The sequence below is a fragment of the Streptomyces sp. NPDC039480 genome (assembly GCF_055597165.1).
This window is the reverse complement of record NZ_JBVITX010000009.1, coordinates 108,165-132,000: the sequence shown is the minus strand read 5'-3', so window position 1 is coordinate 132,000 and position 23,836 is coordinate 108,165. Positions and strand designations below refer to the sequence as shown.

Genomic DNA, 23,836 nt, shown 5'->3' with positions numbered 1-23,836 from the left:
TTTGGGTCACGCGTTGCCTGTGAGGCGGGCTGCCGAGGCGATCGTCGAGTGGGCTTCGCGTTCGGTGAGGCCTACGCGGAGTGCGGCGTCCGTGAGTTGTGGGGCCAGGGTTTCGCCGATGCCGTTCTCGTAGGCCCGGCAGGCGGCCCAGAAGAGGCGGGTGTTGCGCTGGCCCTCGTGTGCCGCGAGTACGAACTGCACCAGTCCCTGGCCGCGTTGGGGTAACGCGTCGGGGTGTCCGGCCGGTGAGCTGTCGGCCGGGCGGGGTGCGTGCTGGTGCGTGCGGGGTGGGGGCGTGAGCAGGCGCAACAGTGCCGGAGGGCAGTGCGCTGGGGGCAGCTGGGCGGTGCCGGGCGCGGTGCTGTAGAGGCCGTGCTCGGTGCGGGAGCCGGGACCGACGAGATAGCCGCCGGCGCCCCGGACGTCGATGCCGGGGGCGAGCCGGCCCGCCGAGTTGGGGATCACGGTGTCCGGTGGTCCGGTGAGCCAGATGTGGCGGCCGCCGCTGGGTGTGATCACGACGACGGTGTCGGGGATCGTGAAGAGGTGGCGCAGCGCCAGTTCGCGCAGGGCCGCCGAGGCGTCCGTACCGGCCTTGGTGTCCAGGTCGATGCCGATCAGATGGTGTGGCGGCAGCCCGCAGGCGATGCCGTAGCCGGTGGCCCAGGGGGCGGCCGCGAAGAGTTCGCGGATGCGCCGGGGGTCGGTCGTCGCGTCGTACACGCCGTGCCCGAGGCGTCCGCATTCGCCGTGGCAGAGGGCGGGCCTGGGGTCTCCGTGGTGGGGGGAGCGCAGGGCCGGGAGCTTCGTGCGGGACAGCGGGATCACCGCGAGGCCGCGTTCGGCGGCCGACAGGGCGTGGGCGAGCGCGAGGGTGGTGGCATGGCGGTCGGTGGTGGCCATGCCCTCATTTTCGTACGCATGTTCGAAGAAGGGAAGAGGGAGCGGGCCGACAATGGGCCGGACGGGGTGATCAGGGAGGGGGCGCCGCCCCCCTGCGCGCCCTCCGGGAGGAAGGCTGCCGTAACGCTTCACCTCGTGCGATGCCCGGCCCGGGCCGCAATTCGGGTGGGGGCCCTCGGGCCTCTGAGCAGACCGGAGGGGCGCGAGGAGCGTTTATCGATATGTCCTCACGCTTGCGGGGGAATCACGGCTTCCGGGGTGGTTCGCCGGGGATTCGGTGGGCAACTCTGGACCCGCGACGTCGTGCAGCACACTCCGGGGCGGTCGGCCAACTGCCTTGGATCCAGCCGTACTTCAGGTACGCCGGGCCTCGGCCGGGACGTACCTCCTGCTCTGGAGGAAACAGACATGGCAAGTATCCGTAGCGCCCGCCTCATCGCCGCCGCAGCAGCCGTGCCGCTGGCCGCCGCGCTCTTCTCGGGCGTCGCGATGGCGGACAACGGAGCCTTCGCGAACAACGGATCCAACGCGGGTGTGGCGACTGTGAACGGCAGTGGCGTGGGTGATGACAACGGGGGCAACTCGACCACCACGCAGCAGCAGGCCATCGGCAACGGGGCCTCCAACCAGAACAACACCGCCCAGGCGAACGGCCCCGGCTTCACGACGATCGACCAGTCGAACGACAACGTCGCGGTCAACTTCGACCAGCTCTGGTGAGCCGGTGCCTCCTGGAGCCGCTCGGGACGGCTCCAAGGGGCGTGAATGGTGGGGTGTGACGCTTCTTGTGCGGCGGTACTTCGGTGCCGCCGCACAGGCGTGTTCGGGGGGCGGGGGCGTGTCGGGGGGCGCCTCCGCCGTGCAGTCGGTGGCGGGTGCTCCCTTGACACCCGACACGTACCTGACGGACAGTCAGAAACCCTTGCCGGGGTCAACACGCGGAGGGGACGGCGGTGAAGGAGATCGCGTACGAGGAGTTACGGGCGTTCGAGGGCAGGCCGGCGGCGGAGGCGGGCCTGGGCAAGGACCCGGTCAATGAACCCATGATCAGGCACTGGTGCGAGGCGATGGGCGACACGCACCCCGCGTACAGGGGCGCGGACCCGGTGGCGCCCCCGACGATGCTCCAGGTCTGGACGATGGGAGGGCTCTCCGGCCACGAGGGCCGCTCGGAGGCGTACGACGAGCTGTTCGCCCTGCTCGACGGGGCCGGGTACACCTCGGTGGTCGCCACGGACTGCGAGCAGGAGTACCTGCGGGCGCTGCGGCCCGGTGACGAGATCACCTTCGACGCGGTGATCGAGTCGGTGTCGGAGCGCAAGACGACCAAGCTGGGCACGGGGCACTTCGTCACGACACGGATGGACGTCCGCGCGGGCGGCCGGCTCGCGGGCACCCACCGGTTCCGCATCCTCAAGTACGCCCCGGCGAAGCGGAAACCGCAGGGCAAGCGCCCCCGCCCGGTCGTGAACCGGGACAACGCCGGCTTCTGGGAGGGCGTCGCCGCGCACCGCCTGCTGATCCAGCGCTGCGGCGGCTGCGGCGCGCTCCGCTTCCCCTGGCTCCCCGGCTGCAACGCCTGCGGTTCGCCCGAGTGGGACACGGTCGAGGCGAGCGGCGAGGGCACGGTCTATTCGTACGTCGTCATGCACCACCCGCCCTTCCCCGCCTTCGACCCGCCGTACGCCGTGGCGCTCGTCGAGCTGGCGGAGGGCGTGCGCATCGTCAGCAACGTGACCGGGGTGCCGTACGACGAGGTGCGGATCGGGATGCCGGTGCGGCTCGTGTTCCAGCGGGTGGACGCGGAGCTGGAGCTGCCGGTGTTCCGGGCCGTCGAGGGCGTGAGGACAGCCCCCGGTGGGCGACTTGATCGCAAAGGGGGAGCTGTGACGAAGGGCTTCGGTGTGACGAAGGGCATCGGTGTGACGAAGGGTGAGGCGCTGCCGCCGCTGGAGGTTCCCATCACCCGGACGCTCATCGTCGCCGGGGCCATCGCGTCCCGCGACTACCAGGACGTGCACCACGACGCGGAGCTCGCGCGGGCGAAGGGCTCCCCCGACGTCTTCATGAACATCCTCACGACCAACGGCCTGGTCGGGCGGTACATCACCGACCACTTCGGCCCCGCCGCCGTGCTGCGCAAGGTGGCGATACGCCTCGGAGCACCCAACTACCCGGGGGACACGATGGTGCTGACCGGAACCGTCGAGGACGTCGAGGACGTCGAGGCCGCGCCCGACGGCGACACGGCCGTCGTCACAGCTGTCGTCGCGGTCGTCGGGGCCAACGGCCTCGGCAAGCACGTGACCGGCACGGTCACGGTCACGGTCCCCGCCGCGGGAGGCACCGCATGAGTGTCCGTACGCGCGACAGCCTCGGCGGGAAGGCTGCGATCGTCGGCATCGGGGCCACGGAGTTCTCCAAGGATTCGGGGCGCAGCGAGCTCAAGCTGGCCGTGGAGGCGGTGGGCGCCGCGCTCGACGACGCCGGGCTCACCCCGGCCGACATCGACGGCATGGTCACCTTCACCATGGACACCAGCCCCGAGATCACGGTCGCGCAGGCGGCCGGAATCGGGGAGCTGTCCTTCTTCTCCCGGGTCCACTACGGCGGCGGGGCGGCCTGCGCCACCGTCCAGCAGGCGGCCCTCGCGGTGGCGTCCGGGGTGGCGGAGGCCGTCGTCTGCTACCGCGCGTTCAACGAACGGTCGGGGCGCAGATTCGGCTCCGGGGTGCAGCGGCGCGAACCGTCCGCCGAGGGAGCCGCGCTCGGCTGGGCCCTGCCGTTCGGACTGCTGACGCCCGCCTCCTGGGTGGCGATGGCGGCCCAGCGCTATCTCCATGCGTACGGTCTGACGCCGGAGGCCTTCGGTCATGTGGCCGTCATGGACCGGAAGTACGCGGCCACCAACCCCGCGGCGTACTTCCACGGAAAGCCGATCACGCTCGCGGACCACGCCGCGTCGCGCTGGATCGTCGAGCCCCTGCGGCTCCTCGACTGCTGCCAGGAGACGGACGGCGGCCAGGCGGTCGTCGTCACGAGTGTGGAGCGGGCCCGCGACCTCCCGCGCCCACCGGCCGTGATCGCGGCGGCGGCCCAGGGCGCGGGCCGGGCGCAGGAGCAGATGACCAGCTTCTACCGCGACGACCTGAGAGGGCTGCCCGAGATGGGCGTCGTGGCGAAGCAGCTGTGGCGCACCTCGGGGCTGGCGCCGGGGGACATCGACGTCGGGGTGCTCTACGACCACTTCACACCGTTCGTGCTGATGCAGCTGGAGGAGTTCGGTTTCTGCCCGCCGGGCGAGGCCGCGGGCTTCGTCGCCGAGGAGCGGCTGCCCCTGAACACGCACGGCGGACAGCTGGGAGAGGCGTACCTCCACGGGATGAACGGCATAGCGGAGGCCGTCCGGCAGGTGCGCGGCACCTCGGTGAACCAGATACCGGGCGCCGCGCGCACTCTGGTCACGGCGGGCACGGGCGTTCCCACATCGGGGTTGATTCTGCGGTCGGACGGCTGAACGCGGCGCGTGTCCCTGCCGCGGATCGGGCCCGGACGCTTTCACTCGGCGTATGCGTCTTCGAACGATGATCATTGGATTCGTCCTCGTCCTGACGGCCCTGGCCGCGGACCTGACCGCCTCACCACCGGGTGCCGCCTCCGACCACACCGACCGTCGGGCGGCCGCGAAGGTGTCGACCTTCCGCGGCTGGGCCTTCGACACCTGCCTCACCCGGTCCACGGACACCATGCGGCGCTGGCGGCAGTCCAAGTACGGCGCCGTCGGCGTGTACTTCGGAGGCCGCGGCCGGGCCTGCAAGCGGCAGCCGCAGCTCAACCACGCCTGGATGCGCGCGGTGACGGGGATGGGCTGGCGAGTCCTTCCGCTGTACGTCGGGTCGCAGTCGCCGTGCGTCGTGGCGAAGAACAAGAAGAACGTACGCATCGGACGCAACCCCTGGAGTCAGGGGACGCAGGAAGGGCGTGACGCGGTACGCGCGGCGAAGGCCGTCGGCATCCGGCAGGACAGCCCGCTCTACCTGGACATGGAGGCGTACGCCTACCGCAACAAGAGCTGCGCGAACACCACGCTCTCCTTCGTCCGCTCCTGGGACCGCGAAGTGCGCAGACAGGGTTACGTCCCCGGTTTCTACAGCAGTGCCGACTCCGGCGTGCGGCACATGGAGGCGGCACGGCGTGCGGGCGTGCGCGACCTGCCGTCGGTGATGTGGTTCGCGCGCTGGCGCACCAAGCCGCACCTGTACGGGGAGCCCGCGCTGAGCGACAACGCGTGGCGCCCGGCGCGGCGCATCCACCAGTACGCGGGGAACGTGAAGGAGCGGCACGGCGGGCGCACGCTGGTGATCGACCGCAACATGGTGCACGCTCCCGTGGCGCGCATCAGCTAGCCGGACGGCCGCCCGGGCGGTCGGCGCCCGGGCGGCTCTCAGGGGCGAACCCTCAGAGACGTGCTCCGTCTCCTCCACCTGTAGGAGGTGTAGACAACACCCCTCGTACAACCTGAGGCGGACACGGCTTCGGGACCTCCGGCCGATCCGCTGAAGTAGGGGGCGCTTCTAGCGTGGAGCCATGACCGCATCCATGGTGTCCGTGTGCACCAGCGCTTCCACGGCCGCGACGCCGGGCACGGGTCCGACGCGGGCCACCGGGCCCTCCACGTACCCGTCGTTCGCGTCCTACGTGCGGGCCCGCCAGCCCGTACTGCTGCGCACCGCCCGCTCGCTGACCGCGAATCCGAGCGATGCCGAAGACCTGCTGCAGACCGCTCTGACCAAGACGTATGTGGCGTGGGACCGGATCGAGGACCATCGCGCGCTCGACGGTTATGTGCGCCGGGCCCTGCTGAACACGCGCACGTCGCAGTGGCGCAAGCGGAAGGTCGACGAGTTCGCGTGCGACGAGCTGCCGGAGCCGGATGTGACGCCGGGCGGGGACCCGGCCGAGCAGCAGGTGCTCCGCGACGCGATGTGGCGCGCGATCATGAAGCTGCCGGCGCGGCAGCGGGCGATGGTCGTCCTCAGGTATTACGAGGACCTGAGCGAGGTGCAGACCGCCGAGGTGCTCGGGGTGTCCGTCGGCACCGTCAAGAGCGCGGTGTCCCGCGCGCTCGGCAAGCTCCGCGAGGACCCGGAACTCACGCCGGTCCGCTGAGCGGGCGGGTCGGGGCGGATGATCGATCATCCCCTGGAGTAGTGACATACCAAGTGGTATGCGCGCAGAATCAGCGCCATCCCTTACTGCCGCGCAGCCCTTGACGGCGCGCAGGCGATGTCGCCCCAGGAGGACGCCGTGCTGAGCACGATGCAGGACGTACCGCTGACTGTCACCCGCATCCTCCGGCACGGCATGACCGTGCACGGGACATCACAGGTCACGACCTGGACCGGCGAGGGCGACCCGCAGCGCCGCAGCTACCGCGAGATCGGCGAGCGCACGGCCCAGCTCGCCCACGCCCTGCGCGAGGACCTCGGCGTCACGGACGACGAGCGCGTCGCCACCTTCATGTGGAACAACGCGGAGCACGTCGAGGCCTACTTCGCGGTGCCCTGCATGGGCGCCATCCTGCACACCCTCAACCTGCGGCTGCCCGCCGACCAGCTGGTGTGGATCGTCAACCACGCCGCCGACCGCGTCATCATCGTCAACGGCTCCCTCCTCGGCCTGCTCGCACCGCTCCTCCCCCAGCTGACGAGCGTCGAGCACCTGGTGGTGTCGGGCCCGGGCGACCGCTCCCTGCTCGAGGGCTCGCACGCGCAGGTGCACGAGTACGAGGAACTGCTCGCGGGCAAGCCCACCGCCTACGACTGGCCCGAGCTCGACGAGCGTGCCGCCGCAGCCATGTGCTACACCTCCGGCACCACCGGCGACCCCAAGGGCGTCGTCTACTCCCACCGCTCCATCTACCTGCACTCGATGCAGGTCAACATGGCGCAGTCGATGGGCCTGACGGACGCCGACACGACGCTGGTCGTCGTCCCGCAGTTCCACGTCAACGCGTGGGGACTGCCGCACGCCACCCTCATGACCGGCGTGAACATGCTGATGCCGGACCGCTTCCTGCAACCCGCCCCGCTCGCCGAGATGATCGAGTCCGAGCGGCCCACACACGCGGCCGCCGTCCCCACCATCTGGCAGGGCCTCCTCGCCGAACTCACCGCGAAGCCGCGTGACGTCAGCTCGCTGGGCCAGGTCACCATCGGCGGCTCGGCCTGTCCGCCCGCCCTGATGGAGGCCTTCGACCAGTTCGGGATGCGGGTCTGTCACGCCTGGGGCATGACGGAGACGTCCCCGCTCGGTACGGTCGCCCGCCCGCCGGCCCACGCCATCGGCACCGACGAGGAGTTCGGCTACCGGCTCACGCAGGGCCGCTTCCCCGCCGGCGTCGAGGGCCGCCTGGTCGGCCCCGGCGGCGAACACCTGCCGTGGGACGGCGAGTCCGCCGGTGAGCTGGAGGTGCGCGGCCCCTGGATCGCGGGTGCCTACTACGGCGGCGCGGGCGGCGAGATGCACCGGCCCGAGGACAAGTTCAGCGAGGACGGCTGGCTGAAGACCGGCGATGTCGGCGTGATCTCCGCGGACGGCTTCCTGACCCTCACCGACCGCGCCAAGGACGTCATCAAGTCGGGCGGCGAGTGGATCTCGTCGGTCGAGCTGGAGAACGCCCTCATGTCCCACCCGGAGGTCGCCGAGGCCGCGGTCGTGGCCGTCCCCGACGAGAAGTGGGGCGAACGCCCCCTCGCCACCGTGGTCCTGAAGGAGCACGCGACCGCCGACTACGCCGCCCTCCGCGACTTCCTCGCGGAGCACATCGCCAAGTGGCAACTGCCGGAGCGCTGGGCGGTCATCCCCGCGGTCCCGAAGACGAGCGTCGGCAAGTTCGACAAGAAGGTGCTGCGCAGGCAGTACGCGGACGGCGAGCTGGACGTCACGCGGCTCTGACGCCACACATGCCGCTCACGCTGCTCCCGGGCTGCTCACGCGGCTCCGGCGCGGCGGGGGTGGCGGGGGCGGCGGGGGCGGCGGACCGGTATCGCGGTCGTCGCCCAGCCGAGGGTGAGCCAGAGTGCGGCGACCGCGCACACGCCGGTCCACCCCCAGTGGGTGAAAGCGGTGCCCGCGAGAGCGGAGGCGATCGCGCCGCCCGCGAAACCGGCCACCACATAGGCGGTGTTGGCGACCGCGGGGGTGGAGGTCGTCGTCAGCGCGAGCGTCTGGTTGGCGATGTGGTTGGCGACCAACGCCATGTGGAGGACGACCGCCGCCGCGCACAGGGCCCAGAGTGCCCCGCCGCCCAGCCAGAACAGCGGCACCGACACAGCCGCTGTGCCGTATGCGGACGAGACCACCTTGGCCGCGCCGAAGCGGTCGACCAGGCCGCCCGCGAGCGGTGCCACGACAGCCGCGGCGAGACCGAAGAGGCCGAAGAGGCCGGCGGTGGCGGTCGACATGCCGTAACCGTCGCTGCCACTGCCACTGCCGCCGCCGGTGCCGGTGAGCAGCAGGGCCAGTGAGGTCCACAGTGCGCTCCACGCCCCGTACATCCCGCCCTGGCGTATGCAGGCGCGCCGCAGCTCGGCGGAGCCCCGCACCACGGCGGGCAGTTGGGCGAGACCGGCGAAGAGCGGTCCGCTCCGCCGACGGTGCTCGGCGGGCAGCACGGCGGCGGAGGCCAGGCCGAGCAGTGCTGTGAGGACGGCGGCGCCCACGAAGACGTAACGCCAGCCGAAGGCCTGGCCGGCGAGGCCGCCGAGGACGCGGGCCGCGACGATGCCCGTGAAGAGGCCGGCTATGAGCGCCGCGACATGGCTGGCCCGCCGGTGCGCGGGCGCCCGCTCGGCGACCAGCGGCACGAGCAGCTGCGGCACGACCGTCGCGGCGGACGCAACCAGGACGGCGGCGGCGAGCGCGGTGGCCCCCGAGGCTGCCGCGCCCAGGCCGAGCGCCACGGCCGTGACGACGGAGAGCACCGCGACGAGCCTGCGGCGGTCGACCCGGTCGCCGAGCGGGGCGAAGAACAGCAGCCCCGCCGCGTACCCGAACTGGGCCACCGAGGCGATCCACGCGACGGCCGACGGGGTCGACCCGAAGTCGCGGGCGATGAGGGGGAGCAGCGGCGCGGCTATGTAGATGTTGGCGGCCGTCACCGCGGTGCAGACGGCGATCAGGACGAGGAAGGCGGTGGGTGGGATGGGGAGGGGAGTGGGGGGTGCGGTGGCGAGGGGGGATGTCGGTGTGGAAGTGGAAGTGGAAGTGGAGGTGGAGGTCGCTGATGAGGGCACGGGCGGGGACTCCTCCCGGAACGGGGACAGGGACGGGAACGGGCAAGGGGGTGTGGCTGGACCGTAGTAACTAACTAGTTGGTTGGGTCGTGAGAAAAGTCTGCGCCCGTCGAAACCGCCCTGTCAAGCAACCAAACAGTTGGTTACCTGAACGGGTTCGCCTAACCTGTGCTCATGGCAGTGAGAGACCCCGAGGCCACCAAGGCGCGCATCTTCGATGCGGCGGTCGCCGAGTTCGCCCGGTTCGGCATCGCGGGCGCCCGCATCGACCGCATCGCGAGCGAGGCGAAGGCCAACAAGCAGCTCATCTACGCCTATTTCGGCAACAAGGCGGAGCTGTTCGCGCAGGTCCTGGAGAAGCGCATGCTGGACATGGCCGTCGCCAACCCGGTCGACGCGGACGACATGGACGGCTGGCTGGACCGGCTCATGGACTACCACGCCGCCCATCCCGAGCTGCTGCGCCTGCTCTTCTGGGAAGGCATCGAGTACGGCACGGAGGAGCTGCCCGACGAGCGGGAGCGCCAGGACCACTACGACCGCAAGGTCGCCGTCCTCGCCGACGCCCAGGCACGGGGCGTCATCAGCGACGAGATCCCCGCGTCCCACCTGCTCTTCATGGTGGTCGCGCTGGCCGGCTGGTCCACGGCCGTGCCGCAGATGCGGCGGATTCTCGTCGGTGACGAGGACGCCGAGCGCGAGCGGCTGCGCGCCTCCATCAAGGCGGCGGTACGGCGCATCACGGCCGCGTGATGCCGCCCGTGCTCCGGCCGACCCGCTAGTTCGTGCCGATCTTCGCCAGCAGGTCCACGATCCGGCTCTGCACCTCGGTGCTGGTGGAGCGCTCCGCCAGGAACAGCACGGACTCGCCCGCTGCGAGCTTCGGGAGCTCCGTCTCGTCGACGGCAGCGGTGTAGACGACCAGCGGAGTGCGGTTCAACTGGCCGTTCGCGCGCAGCCAGTCGACGATCCCCGCCCTGCGGCGACGTACCTGCAGCAGGTCCATCACCACGAGGTTCGGCCGCATCTGTGCCGCGAGCGTCACCGCGTCCGCGTCGCTCTCGGCCCGCGCGACGTGCATGCCGCGCCGCTCCAGAGTGGCGGTCAGAGCGAGCGCGATCTCCTCGTGCTCCTCGATGAGCAGGACGCGTGACGGGTGCTGTTCGCTGTCGCGCGGCGCGAGGGCCTTCAGGAGTACGGCGGGGTCGGCGCCGTACGCCGCCTCGCGCGTCGCCTGACCGAGGCCCGCCGTCACGAGCACGGGCACCTCGGCGGCCACGGCGGCCTGACGCAGCGACTGCAGCGCCGTGCGCGTGATCGGGCCGGTCAGCGGATCCACGAAGAGAGCCGCGGGGAACGCCGCGATCTGCGCGTCGACCTCCTCGCGCGAGTGCACGATCACCGGGCGGTAGCCGCGGTCGCTGAGCGCCTGCTGGGTGGTGGCGTCGGGCGCGGGCCACACCAGGAGACGGCGCGGGTTGTCCAGCGGCTCCGGGGGCAGCTCGTCGTCCATCGGCTGCGGCTGGGGCCGGTTCGCGACCTCGACGGCGCCGCCGGGTCCGTCCAGCGGCTCAGGCCCCTCGTCGGCGTCCTCGTCCGGGGCACCGATCGCGTACGAACGACCGGCTCCTTCCGTGGTGGACCCGATACGGGACTGGGGGTGCGCCGGAGCCGACGGCTGCGGCTGCGGGTGCGGGCGCGCCGAGGCCTCGGGGCGCCCGTCCGCCGCCGGCTCGGGCGGCGTGGCCAGCCTGCGCCTGCGCCCGGAGCCGCCGAGCGTGTGCGACTGCGCGGCAGCAGCCTGGGGCTGGGCGGGTGCCTGTCCAGGTGTCCGGGCGGCTTGCTGCGGGTCGGCGGGCGAGGCCTCCGGGCCCTGGGGTGCAGGCATCGGGCCCGCGCCCGTCGCCGGTGTGGGCGCCGCCGTCGGCTGACCGGACTGGGGCGTCGGAGGTTGCGGAGGCGTCTGGGGTGCCTGCGGTGCTTGGGGCGGCAGCGGGGGCTGCGGCGACTCGGGGATGCGGGCGTTCCGCGACGGCTGCTGGCCCTGGCCGGGTACGACCGGGCCACCGCCCTGCGGTCCACCCTGAGGACCGTGCTGCAGTCCACCCTGCGGTCCGCGCTGCTGCTCCCCGATCTTTTGGCCGAACGGCACGCCTTGACCGAGGGTGCGCACGCTGATCGCGCGCCCCTGCGTCGAGTTGGGGTCACCGGGCGCGGCGGGCGCGGCCTCGGCGGGCAGCGGCTGCGCGGCCCTGGCCTGCGCGCCGCGCTCGGGCGGAAGCGCGGCCCCGTGCGCCGGCGTCGGAATGCCCTGCGCCGGAGTGGTGCCGTCCGGCCACGGCTGCGGCGCGGGCAGCGGTCCGGGCTCGGCGACGGCGCCCCGGCCGCCCTGCTGCGGGCCCCTCGGACCCTGACCACCCTGACCACCCTGAGACGGCACCCCGTGAGCGGGCGTTCCGTGGGCGGGCGTTCCCTGAGCCGGTGCCCCCGGAGCAGGCATCCCCTGAGCAGGCACCACCCCGCCAGGAACGGCACCGGGAGCCTGTCCGGCGCCCGGAGTACCCGGAGTACCGGGAGCACCCGGAGCCACCGGAGCCCCCGGCACCGCAGGACCCCCCGGAGCCGCCGGTCGGGCACGACGTCCTGTCGGCGCCTGCGTCGGGTGAGGCTGCGGCGGGGTGTGGTCGTCCCCCCCGCGTACGGCCGCGGCATGGTGCCCGGTGTCGCCCTCGACAGCCGCGTACTCCTGGCCCGCGGGGTTCTGGCCCGCCGCTTCCGGGCCGGGCGCGCGGTCGGCCGTGGCGGGCGGCAGCGCGAAGACGCGGCCGTTGTTCGCCTCCTCGGCGGCGGCACGCTCCCTGGCGGCGGCCAGCGCACGCCGCGCCCGCCGCCCCGTCGGCCGCGCGGCGTCACCGTGTCCGGCCTCCACCGCGGCGAGCTCGGTACCCGGGACGGCTCCGGCGGCCCCGGAAGTCTCGGCGGGCCCCGAGGCCAGCGCGGGCAGCGCGTGCTGCTCACCGGCACGCCGGGCGCGGCGGCCCGTCGGACCGTCGGGAACGGGCACGCCCTGCGGCGGCACCGTCTCGCCCAGCGCGGCGGACCCGGCCGCGTGTTCGGCCGCCGTCATCACGGCACCTTCGGTGCCCTCTGCGGCACTCGGCCGACCGCGTCGCCGTCCGGTACCGCCACTGGCCGCCTCCGCAGCCTGCGTCCCCGTGCCGGGGCCGCTCACCAGCTCCGTGGCCACCGCTCCGCCGAGCGTCTCCGGAGAAGAGGCCTCCGCCGCACGCCGACCCCTGCGCCGCCCCGTACCGCCGCTCGGCGCGGCACCCTGCGCACCAGCAACACCGGAGCCATCGGTATCGGTTTCCGCCCCGGCCCCACCGGAAGAGCCCGCGGCTCCCGGCACAGCACTCGAACTCGAACTCGCACTCTCCAGGAAGGAGTCCACCGAGGGCCGCCGAGCCCGTCGGCGCCCGCCACCGGAAGCGGCCGACGCCTGCTCGGGCACCACCACCGCACTACCCGGAGCGGCACCCCCGGAAGGCACTGCGGAACCCGAGGAACCCGAGGAACCCGAAGAAGACACGCTCTCCGCAGACGCGGCTCCGGAACCAACACTCTCCGTAGACCCGGCCCCGGAACTCACACTCTCCGTAGACCCCGCCCCGATCGGCACCTCAAGGACATACGCGCTGCCGCCCATGCCCGGCACCTCATGCGTCTGGAGGACGCCTCCGTGGGCCCGCACGATGCCCCGCACGATCGGCTCGTGCACCGGGTCTCCCCCGCTGTACGGGCCCCGCACCTCGATGCGGACGACCTCGCCTCGCTGCGCCGCGGCCACGACGACGGTCGAGTCCACATAGCCGCCCGCATAGCCACCCGCGCGCGAGTTGCCGGTCGCGTCGATCCCCACCACGTCCGCGACGAGGTGGGCGACCGCCGTGGCGAGCCGCTCCGCGTCGGCCACCAGCTCGATCGGCGGCGCGTGCACCGCGAACTGGGCGCGCCCGGGACCGATCAGTTCGACCGCGCCCTCCACGCCGGCGGCGACGACCGCGTCGAGCATGACCGTCGTACGGGACAGCTGTTCGGCGCCCGCGTCGAGCCGCTGGAAGCCGAGGACGTTGTCGACGAGCGTCGTCATCCGGGCGTACCCGGCCGACAGGTGGTGCAGGACCTGGTTGGCCTCGGGCCACAGCTGTCCCGCGTCGTCCGAGGCGAGCGCGGCGAGTTCGCGGCGCAGTTCGTCGAGGGGGCCGCGCAGGGACGAGCCGAGCACGGCGAGCAGCTGCTCGTGGCGTGCGGCCAGCGCGTCGTACCGCGCCTTCTCGCGTTCGGCCAGCTCTTCGAAGCGGTCCTTCTCGCGCTCGGCGAGCGCCGCGTACCGCTCCTGTTCGGCGGCGAGGGCCTCGGCGCGCTGCTCCTCCGCGGCCTTGATCTCGGCGGCGCGTTCCTCCGCGGCGGCGGTGAGTTCCTCCGCGTGCCGGGCGAGGGCGGCCTCGTACTTCTCGTTCAGCTCGTCGTAGGGCCTGCGGTCGGTGAACGTCATCACCGCGCCGACCAGTTGGTCCCCGTCCCGCACCGGCGACGTCGTGAGGTCGACCGGCACCTTGGCGCCGCTCTTGGACCACAGGACCTGCCCGCGCACGCGGTGCTTGCGTCCGGAGCGCAGGGTGTCGGCGAGCGGGGACTCCTCGTACGGGAACGGCTCGCCGTCGGCGCGCGAGTGCAGGACCAGCGGGTGCAGCTCCTGCCCGCCGAGGTCGCTCGCCCGGAAGCCCAGTATCTGGGCGGCGGCCGGGTTGACGAGGACGACCCGGCCGTCGGTGTCCGTGCCGACGACGCCCTCGGCCGCGGCCCGCAGGATCATCTCGGTCTGCCGCTGCGAACGCGCCAGCTCGGCCTCGGTGTCCACGGTGCCCGACAGGTCCCGCACGACGAGCATCAGGAGCTCGTCGCCGGTGTACCCGTACTGGTCGTACGCGTCCCTGCCGTCCTCCAGCGGGGAGCTGGTGACCTCGACGGGGAACTCGCTGCCGTCCGTGCGCCGGGCGGTCATCCGCGTCGGCTTGGTGCGCCCGCGCTCGTCGATCGTGTCCGGACGCCGCATGGACCCGGGGATGAGCCGGGAGTCGAACTCCGGCAGCAGATCGAGCAGACCGCGCCCCACGAGCGCGGTGCCGGGAGTCTCGAACGCCTCCAGCGCGATGGCGTTGGCGTTCACGACCGTGCCGTTGGCGTTGACGAGGACGAGCGCGTCAGGGAGCGCGTCGAGTATGGCTGCGAGGCGAGCAGCGCCTCGGGATGGCCTGCTGCTCACGACGACGCTTCCTCCCTGGTTACCGCTGCTTGCCGACTCGCTCAGGCCATTTTGCCCCTCGGCCCGTGGCGTGTCACGGGAGGGAGTCTACGGGGAGTGGTTGTGCGCGCGACGCCGGATGAGAGGGAGGTCGCACGCAGAAGATGTGAGTTTTCGGTACTGCCTGGTCACGCGGAGGTCGCGGGCAGCACCGGTACGAGGGCGTTCCACCGCCCGATCTCGCAGCCGTTGCTGCGGTCGTACGTGGCGTTGACGGGCCGTCCGTGCCAGGTGCCCGTGATGCGGGCGGTGGCGGGGCCGCCGTACTGCATCGTGCACATCGTGCCGGGCGGTACGGGGGCGAAAAGGTCCCTTCCGTAGACGCTGATCTCGTCGAGCCGCGCGCACGCTTCCTTCGCCTGCGGGTGCGTGCCGCCGGCCGGGTGGCAGTTCAGCCGGTACGTTCCGTCACTTCCGCCGCCCGCGTCGCTCACCGTCACGGTGAGCCGGTCGATCGGGGTCGTGGGGTGCGACGAGGCGTCGGCCGAGGCGTGGGCCGTGGCGGGCAGGGCGGACAGCGCGGCGGCGGAGGCGGCGGCGGTGAGGGCGAGACGGCGCAGCATTGCGGGCATTGCGGGCTCCTCTGCATAGGGCGGCCGGAGTCCGACGCGGGACGGTCGGAGTCCGACGGGACGGGTGGCTCTACCGCTCTAACGCCGTACGCCGCGCTTCGTTGCGGTGTCGTGCGGGGTCGCGTGGTGTCGCGTGGTGTCGTGAGGGATCTTGTGGCACGGCGAAACGCTTTGCTCTGTGGGCCGCGCGACTAGTACCTTGGAGTCCGCGATTGGTGACAGGCCGCTCGGCTGTGTCATCATCTGCACGCACCCCCCGCGCTCGCGCAGGTGTGCAAGCTGGAGGCGTCGCCTAGTCCGGTCTATGGCGCCGCACTGCTAATGCGGTTTGGGCCTTAAAGCCCATCGAGGGTTCAAATCCCTCCGCCTCCGCAGCATGATCCGAAGCCCCGGTCCCTGAGGACCGGGGCTTCGGCGCGTCATGGCCCTGCCGCCGTGCTGAGGGACGTTTCCGCAGCTCACAAGGGGTCCGGGGAACGGATTTCACATGGCGGCGGCAGTCATGTAATGTTCTTCCTGTCGCCGCGAACGGGCCGAAGGGCCGGGGAGCGAAGGCAGAAACAAAAGAAAAAACAAGCACTCGTAGCTTAACGGATAGAGCATCTGACTACGGATCAGAAGGTTGCAGGTTCGAATCCTGCCGAGTGCACACAGTCGAAAGGCCCCCGGAGATGATCCGGGGGCCTTTCGCGTTGTCGGGGTTGATGAGGGAGTCGCGGGATGGAGTGGCGGTGCGCGGGGCTCGGGTGGCCGGAAGGGAAACCCGTGCTGCGGTGGGAGGGCGGCCGGCGCAGTGCCCTCTCGTACGGGAGCGACATCGGGTTCCGGGCCGTGGGGGAGCGGCGGTGTGTGGGGGCGCGGGGGAACGCGTGTCCGATGCGGGCCGTCGTGCCGGGTCGGGCCACGCAGGCGCGGTGCCCGGAGTGTGCGCGGCTCGACCGGGCGTTCTCGGTGGCGGCGGACGGCGTGCCCGACGATCCGCGGACGTACCGGGTGTATCTCGCGTGGTTCGGGGCCGGGCTGGTCAAGGTCGGGATCACGGCGGAGGAGCGGGGGGCCGTGCGGCTCCTGGAGCAGGGTGCGGTGGCGTTCTGCTGGTTGGGGCGCGGGCCGCTGATGGCGGCGCGGCGTACGGAGGAGCTGCTGCGGGCGGCGCTCGGGGTGCCTGACCGGGTGGCGTACGCCCGCAAGCGCGGGGTGCGGGCGGAGCTTCCCGGCTGGCCGGAGCGCGTGCGGGAGCTGGACGAGCTGTACCGGCGGGCCGTGGCGCTCGACGGGTGGGCCGAGACGCTGGAACGGGTGGCCTTCGAGGCCGTGGACCACTCGGGGGCCTTCGGGCTCGGCCCGCGCGGTGGGCCCGCGCCGGGGGGCGGGGTCGTGCGGGAGCTGGTCGACGGTGGGGCGGTCGCGGGGCGGCTCGTCGCCGCGGCCGGGCCCGACCTGTATCTGGAGATCGCGGACGGCGGCGCGCTGGTCGTCGATACGCGCGTCCTCGTGGGGTGGGAGCTGGTGGCGGCCGACGCGGGGGCGGGCGTCACGGTGCCGGTGCGGGCGGTGGAGGCCGCGGGTGGCGGTAGCGGCGGTGGTGGCGTCGAGCAGGACGGGCTCTTCTGAGAGCCCCGGCCGCTGCGTTCTCGCTGACCGAATGGTCAATTCCTGCTGACCGTTGGGCAAGAGACGGTGGAAAGGGGTGGACGGGCACGGGGGGCGGGCCCGAATGTGGCGCCATGAGTGATCACGCCAGAGGTCCCGCCGGGCCTTTCGAACCGCCGTACTACGCCGTCGTCTTCTCCTCCGTGCGCACCGCGGGCGACAACGGCTACGGGAAGACCGCCGACCGCATGGACGAGCTGGTCGCCGAGGTGCCGGGGTTCCTCGGCGTCGACGGGGCCCGCGACCCGGAAGGCCTCGGCATCACCGTCGCGTACTTCCGCGACGAGGAGGCCATCAAGGCCTGGCGGAGCGATCTCGAGCACCGTGCGGCCCAGCGGCGCGGGCGCGAGGACTGGTACGAGTCGTACGTCCTCCATGTCGCCAAGGTCGAGCGGAGTCATGGCTTTGTGCGGGAGTAGCAGTGGCAGTGGTGGTGGGGACGGGGACGCCGTACGGCGGTTTCTGGAGCGGGTCGGGGTTCCCGGTCTCGTCGACGTGCACACGCACTTCATGCCGGAGCGGGTGCTGAGGAAGGTCTGGGCGTACTTCGACTCCTATGACGCGACCGGCGTGGTGCGGTGGCCCATCACCTACCGGCACGAGGAGGAGCGGCGGGTCGAGCTTCTCCGGGAGTTCGGGGTGCGGGCCTTCACCTCGATGGTCTATCCGCACAAGGCGGGCATGGCGGAGTGGCTCAACGGATGGGCCGCCGACTTCGCGCGGCGCACGCCGGGCTGTCTGCACACGGCGACGTTCTTCCCGGAGCCCGGCGTGGACCGGTATGTGCGGGAGGCCGTCGAGGCGGGCGCGCGCGGGTCTTCAAGTCGCATGTGCAGGTGGGCGGCTACGACCCCAACGACGCGCTGCTCGACCCGGTGTGGGGCCTGCTCGCCGAGGCCGGGGTGCCGGTGGTCATGCACTGCGGCTCCGGCCCGGAGCCAGGCAAGCACACCGGACCCGAGCCGGTCGCCCGGCTCCTCGCGCGCCATCCGCGGCTGCCGGTCGTCGTCGCGCACATGGGGATGCCCGAGTACGCCGAGTTCCTCACCCTCGCGGAGCGGTACGAGGAGGTGCGCCTCGACACGACCATGGCGTTCACCGACTTCAGCGAGCGGCTCATGCCGTTCCCGAAGGAGGAGTCGGCGCGCCTGGCGGATCTGGGCGGGAAGGTGCTGCTGGGCAGCGACTTCCCCAACATCCCGTACGCGTACGTCCATCAGCTGGAGTCCCTGGAGCGGCTCGGGCTCGGGGACGCCTGGCTGCGGGGGGTGCTGCACGGGAACGGCGCCCGGTTGTTCGGGCTCGATCCCTGAGTGCGACCCGCGCCGTTTCTCAGGGAATTCACAGGTTCGCGCAAGGGTGCTCTCAGGGGCGCGTCACAGGGTGTGGGACATGACCACGACCACGCCTCAGGCGCGTACCGAACTGCTCAGGCCGGACGGGAGCCCCGTCCGCGTGCTCGTCGTGGACGACGAGGTGTCGCTCACCGAGCTGTTGTCCATGGCCCTGCGTTACGAGGGCTGGCAGATCCGCAGCGCGGCCGACGGCGCGGGGGCGGTACGGGCCGCGCGCGCGTTCCGCCCCGACGCCGTGGTGCTCGACATGATGCTGCCCGACATGGACGGGCTCTCCCTGCTCGGCAGGCTGCGCCGCGAGATGCCGAGCGTGCCCGTGCTGTTCCTCACCGCGAAGGACGCGGTGGAGGACCGCATCGCCGGGCTCACGGCCGGCGGCGACGACTACGTGACCAAGCCGTTCAGCCTGGAGGAGGTCGTGGCGCGGCTGCGCGGCCTCATCCGGCGGGCCGGCGCCGCCGACAGGCGCAGCGAGTCGACGCTGGTCGTGGGGGACCTGACCCTCGACGAGGACAGCCACGAGGTGACGCGGGGCGGCGACAGCATCCATCTCACCGCCACCGAGTTCGAGCTGCTGCGGTACCTCATGCGCAATCCGCGGCGCGTGCTCAGCAAGGCGCAGATCCTCGACCGGGTGTGGAACTACGACTTCGGGGGCCAGGCCAACGTCGTCGAGCTCTACATCTCGTATCTGCGCAGGAAGATCGACGCAGGCCGGGAGCCGATGATCCACACGCGGCGCGGGGCGGGCTATCTGATCAAGGCCGCCGTGCCCGTCTCCGCGTGAGAGGTCCCGGACCGGGGACCCTGCGGACACGGCTCGTCCTCTCCGCCGTCGCGCTGATCGCCGTGGTGTGCGCGGTCATCGGGGTCGTCACCACCCTCGCCCTCAGGTCACATCTGTACGAGCAGCTGGACGGCGCGCTCGGCGGGGTCGCGCAGCGGGCGGCGGGGCCCGCCGTCGCGCCGGGCGGCGACAAGCTGCCGCCCGGGCCCGGCCCCGGGGAAGGCTCGGGCTCGGACGGCGACCCGCTGGACTTCGTCACCCGGGGCCCGCAGGAGATCGGGGCACTCGGCGCCGAGGTGCACGACGACTCCGTAGGACGTGCCCTTGTCAGCACTGAGGATGACGGCGGCGGCACGGTGCCGGACGCGACGCGGCTGGACGCCGCGCAGGTCGCGGCGCTCGCCGACGTGCCGAGGGACGGGAAGCCGCACAACGTGGACGTCCCCCGGCTCGGCGAGTACCGCGTCACGTACACGACCGGGCACAAGGGCGACTTCCTCGTCGGGCTGCCGACCGCCAAGGTGCGGAACACCCTCAGCACACTGATCGTCGTCGAGGTCTGCGTCACCGCGGCCGGTCTGGTCGCCGCGTCGCTGGCCGGCGCCGCCATGGTCGGCGTCGCGCTGCGCCCGCTGCGCCGCATCGCGAGCACCGCCACCCGCGTGGCGGAACTGCCGTTGCACAGCGGCGAGGTGGCCCTGCACGAGCGCGCGCCCGACGCCGACCCCCGCACGGAGGTCGGACAGGTGGGCGCCGCGCTCAACCGCATGCTCGACCACGTCCACTCGGCGCTCGACGCGCGCCAGCGCAGCGAGACACGGGTACGCCAGTTCGTCGCGGACGCCGGCCATGAGCTGCGGACACCGCTCGCCTCGATCCGCGGGTACGCCGAGCTGACGCGCCGCGGCCGGGAGACCACCGGGCCCGACACGCGGCACGCGCTCGGCCGGATCGAGTCCGAGGCCGAGCGGATGACCGGGCTCGTCGAGGACCTGCTGCTGCTCGCGCGGCTCGACGCGGAGCAGCCGCTCTCGTACCGGAGCAGTGATCTCGCACCGCTCGTGGTCGACGCCGTCAGCGACGCGCGGGCCGCCGGGCGGGACCACGTCTGGCGGCTCGAACTGCCCGCCGAGCCCGCCCTGGTGCGCGCCGACACCGCGCGCCTGCACCAGGTCGTCGTCAACCTCCTCTCCAATGCCCGCACACACACCCCGCCCGGCACGACGGTCACGGCCCGGGTGTGCCGGGCCGGGCCCCACGTGCGCCTGGAGGTGCGGGACGACGGGCCCGGCATCGCGCCCGACCTCCTGCCCTCGGTCTTCGAGCGCTTCGCCCGCGGCGACGCGTCCCGCTCCCGCCACGCGGGCTCGACGGGCCTCGGCCTGGCGCTCGTCCGGGCCATCGTGACCGCGCACGGGGGCACGGTGACGGTCGAGAGCGTGCCGGGGCGGACCGTGTTCGCCGTCATGCTCCCGGCGATGTCCGAGGGGCAGGACGCACAGCTGGGCTCACCGTCCGAGGTGGCTGAGCTCTCACAGTCGGGCCACAGCCTCAGCACACAGCCCTGACAGACCACTTGGCGAGTGTCGGCCGCATGCGAACCGACACTCCCCCGGGGGCCCTGCCGTCGCGGGACCACCTCCCCGCCACAGGGCGCGACGTGCCCGTCCCGGACGTCCTGGACGTCGTGATCCCGGTCCACAACGAGGAGAAGGACCTCGGGCCGTGCGTCCTGCGGCTGCGCGACCACCTCGCCCGCACCTTCCCCTACCCCTTCCGCATCACGATCGCCGACAACGCCTCCACGGACCGCACGCCGCAGGTCGCCGCCGAACTCACCGCCTGCGCGCGGGAGGTGCGGCACGTACGCCTCGACCAGAAGGGCCGCGGCCGGGCCCTGCGCGCCGTCTGGTCCGCGTCCGACGCCCCGGTCCTCGCGTACATGGACGTCGACCTGTCCACCGACCTCAACGCTCTGCTGCCGCTCGTCGCCCCGCTGATCTCGGGCCACTCGGACCTGGCGATCGGCTCACGTCTGGCGTGCGGTTCACGGGTGGTGCGCGGCCCCAAGCGCGAGCTGATCTCCCGCGCGTACAACCTCATCCTGCGCGGCTCGCTGCACGCCCGCTTCTCCGACGCCCAGTGCGGGTTCAAGGCGATCCGCGGCGATGTGGCGCGGGTGCTGCTGCCGCTGGTGGAGGACACCGGCTGGTTCTTCGACACCGAGATGCTGGTCCTCGCCGAGCGCGCCGGACTGCGCATCCACGAGGTGCCGGTCGACTGGATCGACGACCCGGACTCGACGGTCCACCTGGTGCGGACGGCCACGGACGACCTCAAGGGCGTGTGGCGGGTGGGCCGCGCGCTCGCGGTCGGCGCGCTGCCGCTCGACCGGCTGGCCCGCCCCTTCGGCGACGACCCGCGGGACAGACGGCTCACCGGAGTCCCCGGCGGCCTCCCCCGCCAGCTCGTCGGCTTCTGCGCGGTCGGCGCGCTCTCGACCGTCTGCTACCTCCTCCTCTACAGCGGCTTCCGTACGTTCACGGGGTCGCAGGCGGCCAACGCGCTCGCCCTCCTCGTGTCGGCGGTGGCCAACACGGCGGCGAACCGGAGGCTCACCTTCGGGGTGCGCGGCAGGGACCGCGCGGTCCGCCACCAGGCGCAGGGCCTCGTCGTCTTCGCCATCGGTCTCGCCCTCACCAGCGGCTCCCTCGCGGCGCTCGGCGCGGCTTCCGGCGAGCCCGCGCACTCCACGGAGCTCGCGGTCCTCATCGCGGCGAACCTCGCGGCGACGGTGCTGCGCTTCCTGCTGCTGCGGGCGTGGGTGTTCCCGGATGCTCCAGCGGTAGCGGCAGCCTCAGAGGAACCGAGGAACGCACGATGACGACGACCACAACCGCCGCCGTGGGGTCCGCGCACCGGCGGGCGGGCGTGCTGCCCGGCCGGCTGTGGCGCGGCAGAGCCGACGACCCCCGCTGGGCGCGCCCCGCCCTCCTCGGACTGCTGCTCGCCACTGCGGTCCTCTACCTCTGGAACCTCAGCGCGTCCGGTTACGCCAACTCCTTCTACTCCGCCGCCGTCCAGGCAGGCAGCCAGAGCTGGCAGGCCTTCTTCTTCGGCTCGCTCGACGCGGGCAACGCGATCACCGTCGACAAGCCACCGGCGTCGCTCTGGCCGATGGCGCTCTCCGTGCGCCTCTTCGGCCTCACCTCCTGGGCCGTACTGGCTCCGCAGGTCCTGATGGGTGTCGCGACGGTCGGTGTGCTGTACGCGGCGGTGCGGCGCCGCTTCAGTGCCGCCGCCGGGCTGATCGCGGGCGCGGTCCTCGCGCTCACGCCCGTCGCCGCCCTGATGTTCCGCTTCAACAACCCGGACGCGCTGCTCGCCCTCCTGATGACCGTCACGGTCCACTGCGTCCTGCGCGCCCTGGAGGACGGCCGCACCAAGTGGCTGGTGTGGGCGGGCGTCGCCGTGGGCTTCGCCTTCCTCACCAAGACGCTGCAGGCGTTCCTGATCCTGCCGCCGCTCGCGGTGCTCTACGCGGTGTGCGCGCCGGTACGCCCACGTAAGAGGTTCGCCCAACTCGCCCTGTCAGCGAGTGTGATGACGGTCGCGGGCGGCTGGTGGGTGGCGATCGTCGAACTGTGGCCCGCGTCCTCGCGGCCGTACATCGGCGGCTCGCAGCACAACTCCTTCCTCGAGCTGACGTTCGGCTACAACGGCCTCGGCCGCATCAACGGCGAGGAGACCGGCAGCGTGGGCGGGGGCGGCGGCCCGGGTGGGGGAGGCATGCCCGGTGGAGGTGGCGGGCCCGGCGGGGGTGGCGGTCAGTGGGGGGAGACCGGAATCGGGCGGATGTTCAATTCCGAGATCGGGGCCCAGATCTCCTGGCTGCTGCCGGCCGCGCTGATCCTGCTCGTGGCGGGCCTCGTCCTCACCCGCAGGGCGGGCCGCACGGACACCGCACGCGCGGCGTTCGTGGCGTGGGGCGGTTCGCTCCTGATGACCGCCGCGGTCTTCAGCTTCATGGCGGGGATCTTCCACCAGTACTACACGGTGGCCCTGGCGCCCTATGTCGCCGCGCTCGTCGGCATGGGGGCCACGGTCCTGTGGGAGGAGCGGGCCGCGCGGTGGGCGCGGGCGGTGCTCGGGGCGACGGTGGTGGGCACGGCGGTCTGGGCGTACGTCCTGCTCGGCCGGGTTCCGGACCACCTGCCGTGGCTGCGGTGGGCGGTGCTCGTCGCGGGTGCCGTCGGGGCGGTGGGCCTGCTGGCGGCGAGCCGTCTCGGCCGGAGGCTGACCCTGACCGCGCTCGGGGTGAGCCTCGCGGCCTCCGTGGCGGGCCCGGTCGCGTACACCCTGTCGACGGTGGACAGCCCGCACACGGGGTCGATCGTGACGGCGGGTCCGGCGTCGGCGGGCGGCATGGGCGGGCCGAGGGGGCCCCGGGGGCGGGGTGGGGGTCCGCGGGGCGGTGTACCGGAGGGCGGTGCTCCGCAGGGGCGGCCCAACGGTGGGATGCCGAAGGGCGGGGTTCCCGGTGGCGGCATGGGTGGGTTGCTGAACGGCGCCCAGGTCTCCGACGCGGCCAAGTCGCTCCTGAAGTCGGGCGCCGCCGACCGCACCTGGGCCGCGGCGGCCATCGGCTCCCAGAACGCGGCGAGCTATCAACTGGCCACCGGCGAACCGGTGATGGCGATCGGCGGCTTCAACGGCAGTGACCCGGCACCGACGCTCGCGCAGTTCAAGAAGTACGTGGCGGACGGCGACATCCACTACTTCATCGCGAGCGGTACGGGCGATAAGGGCGGCGCGGGCGGGATCTCGTCCTGGGTCGAGTCGACGTTCGAGAAGGTGACGGTGGGCAGCGCCACGTTCTACGACCTGACGCGCAAGTAGCCGCA

General features: G+C 72.6%; 17 protein-coding genes, 2 tRNA genes and 2 pseudogenes. 17 read left to right on the top strand and 4 right to left on the bottom strand.

The window, feature by feature from the left end; genetic code table 11:
• Window positions 1–6 precede the first annotated feature (6 nt).
• Window positions 7–903, bottom strand: a complete 897-nt coding sequence (locus ACZ56E_RS26800; protein ID WP_471217990.1) for a bifunctional DNA primase/polymerase — start codon at window positions 901–903, stop codon at window positions 7–9.
• 408 nt (window positions 904–1,311) lie between these two features.
• On the opposite strand from ACZ56E_RS26800, the gene ACZ56E_RS26795 reads away from it, so the two are divergent.
• From ACZ56E_RS26795 to ACZ56E_RS26765, 7 genes and pseudogenes are all read left to right on the top strand, one after another.
• Window positions 1,312–1,623 (top strand): hypothetical protein, encoded by a 312-nt coding sequence (locus ACZ56E_RS26795; protein ID WP_471217988.1) that lies wholly within the window; start codon window positions 1,312–1,314, stop codon window positions 1,621–1,623.
• Window positions 1,624–1,856: 233 nt separating this feature from the next.
• Window positions 1,857–2,745 (top strand): annotated as a pseudogene (locus ACZ56E_RS26790) (bifunctional MaoC family dehydratase N-terminal/OB-fold nucleic acid binding domain-containing protein); the annotation flags it as partial.
• The gene (locus tag ACZ56E_RS26785; RefSeq protein ID WP_471218390.1) at window positions 2,724–3,257 is read left to right on the top strand and encodes a MaoC/PaaZ C-terminal domain-containing protein; all 534 of its coding nucleotides are present in this window, start codon (window positions 2,724–2,726) and stop codon (window positions 3,255–3,257) included. The pseudogene ACZ56E_RS26790 and the gene ACZ56E_RS26785, both read left to right, overlap by 22 nt.
• The gene (locus tag ACZ56E_RS26780; RefSeq protein ID WP_471217985.1) at window positions 3,254–4,420 is read left to right on the top strand and encodes a lipid-transfer protein; all 1,167 of its coding nucleotides are present in this window, start codon (window positions 3,254–3,256) and stop codon (window positions 4,418–4,420) included. The genes ACZ56E_RS26785 and ACZ56E_RS26780 overlap by 4 nt, the downstream gene beginning before the upstream one ends.
• 52 nt (window positions 4,421–4,472) lie before the next feature.
• Complete coding sequence (locus ACZ56E_RS26775; protein ID WP_471217983.1) at window positions 4,473–5,309, top strand: glycoside hydrolase domain-containing protein; 837 nt, start codon at window positions 4,473–4,475, stop codon at window positions 5,307–5,309.
• A 181-nt stretch (window positions 5,310–5,490) separates the two neighbouring features.
• A complete protein-coding gene (locus tag ACZ56E_RS26770) occupies window positions 5,491–6,072 on the top strand; it encodes a SigE family RNA polymerase sigma factor (protein WP_471217981.1) in 582 nt (193 codons plus the stop codon).
• 117 nt (window positions 6,073–6,189) lie between these two features.
• On the top strand, window positions 6,190–7,860 hold the full coding sequence (locus tag ACZ56E_RS26765; RefSeq protein ID WP_471217979.1) for a long-chain fatty acid--CoA ligase: 1,671 nt from the start codon (window positions 6,190–6,192) through the stop codon (window positions 7,858–7,860).
• Between the two features lie 35 nt (window positions 7,861–7,895).
• Here the strand turns inward: ACZ56E_RS26765 and ACZ56E_RS26760 are convergent, their stop codons facing one another.
• Entirely contained in the window at window positions 7,896–9,110 is a 1,215-nt protein-coding gene (locus ACZ56E_RS26760; RefSeq protein ID WP_471218388.1) for an MFS transporter, read from the bottom strand.
• A gap of 264 nt (window positions 9,111–9,374) precedes the next feature.
• Here ACZ56E_RS26760 and ACZ56E_RS26755 point away from each other — a divergent pair, with 264 nt between their 5' ends.
• Window positions 9,375–9,953, top strand: a complete 579-nt coding sequence (locus ACZ56E_RS26755; RefSeq protein ID WP_468607092.1) for a TetR/AcrR family transcriptional regulator — start codon at window positions 9,375–9,377, stop codon at window positions 9,951–9,953.
• A gap of 25 nt (window positions 9,954–9,978) precedes the next feature.
• On the opposite strand, the gene ACZ56E_RS26750 is transcribed toward ACZ56E_RS26755, so the two are convergent.
• Together ACZ56E_RS26750 and ACZ56E_RS26745 are read right to left on the bottom strand one after the other, a co-directional pair.
• Entirely contained in the window at window positions 9,979–14,526 is a 4,548-nt protein-coding gene (locus ACZ56E_RS26750; protein ID WP_471217977.1) for a PAS domain-containing protein, read from the bottom strand.
• A gap of 167 nt (window positions 14,527–14,693) precedes the next feature.
• A complete protein-coding gene (locus ACZ56E_RS26745) occupies window positions 14,694–15,137 on the bottom strand; it encodes an SSI family serine proteinase inhibitor (RefSeq protein WP_471217974.1) in 444 nt (147 codons plus the stop codon).
• Between the two features lie 281 nt (window positions 15,138–15,418).
• Between ACZ56E_RS26745 and ACZ56E_RS26740 the strand changes: the two genes are divergently transcribed.
• From ACZ56E_RS26740 to ACZ56E_RS26700, 9 genes and pseudogenes are all read left to right on the top strand, one after another.
• A tRNA-Ser gene (locus ACZ56E_RS26740) sits at window positions 15,419–15,509 on the top strand.
• 204 nt (window positions 15,510–15,713) lie between these two features.
• A tRNA-Arg gene (locus tag ACZ56E_RS26735) sits at window positions 15,714–15,786 on the top strand.
• Window positions 15,787–15,857: 71 nt separating this feature from the next.
• Window positions 15,858–16,751, top strand: coding sequence for a DUF2797 domain-containing protein (locus ACZ56E_RS26730; RefSeq protein ID WP_471217972.1), 894 nt, complete (start codon window positions 15,858–15,860; stop codon window positions 16,749–16,751).
• A gap of 113 nt (window positions 16,752–16,864) precedes the next feature.
• Window positions 16,865–17,209 carry an antibiotic biosynthesis monooxygenase family protein gene (locus ACZ56E_RS26725; protein ID WP_471217970.1) on the top strand — a complete coding sequence of 115 codons (345 nt, stop codon included), beginning with the start codon at window positions 16,865–16,867 and terminating at the stop codon, window positions 17,207–17,209.
• Window positions 17,190–18,103: pseudogene (locus ACZ56E_RS26720) on the top strand (amidohydrolase family protein). The gene ACZ56E_RS26725 and the pseudogene ACZ56E_RS26720 overlap by 20 nt, the downstream one beginning before the upstream one ends.
• A gap of 79 nt (window positions 18,104–18,182) precedes the next feature.
• Window positions 18,183–18,932: a response regulator transcription factor gene (locus ACZ56E_RS26715; protein WP_398301659.1), complete on the top strand. Its 750-nt coding sequence runs from the start codon at window positions 18,183–18,185 to the stop codon at window positions 18,930–18,932.
• Window positions 18,929–20,500 carry a sensor histidine kinase gene (locus ACZ56E_RS26710; protein ID WP_471217968.1) on the top strand — a complete coding sequence of 524 codons (1,572 nt, stop codon included), beginning with the start codon at window positions 18,929–18,931 and terminating at the stop codon, window positions 20,498–20,500. The genes ACZ56E_RS26715 and ACZ56E_RS26710 overlap by 4 nt, the downstream gene beginning before the upstream one ends.
• A 26-nt stretch (window positions 20,501–20,526) precedes the next feature.
• Entirely contained in the window at window positions 20,527–21,816 is a 1,290-nt protein-coding gene (locus ACZ56E_RS26705) for a bifunctional glycosyltransferase family 2/GtrA family protein (protein WP_471217966.1), read from the top strand.
• Entirely contained in the window at window positions 21,813–23,831 is a 2,019-nt protein-coding gene (locus ACZ56E_RS26700; RefSeq protein WP_471217964.1) for a glycosyltransferase family 39 protein, read from the top strand. The genes ACZ56E_RS26705 and ACZ56E_RS26700 overlap by 4 nt, the downstream gene beginning before the upstream one ends.
• Window positions 23,832–23,836: the final 5 nt, after the last annotated feature.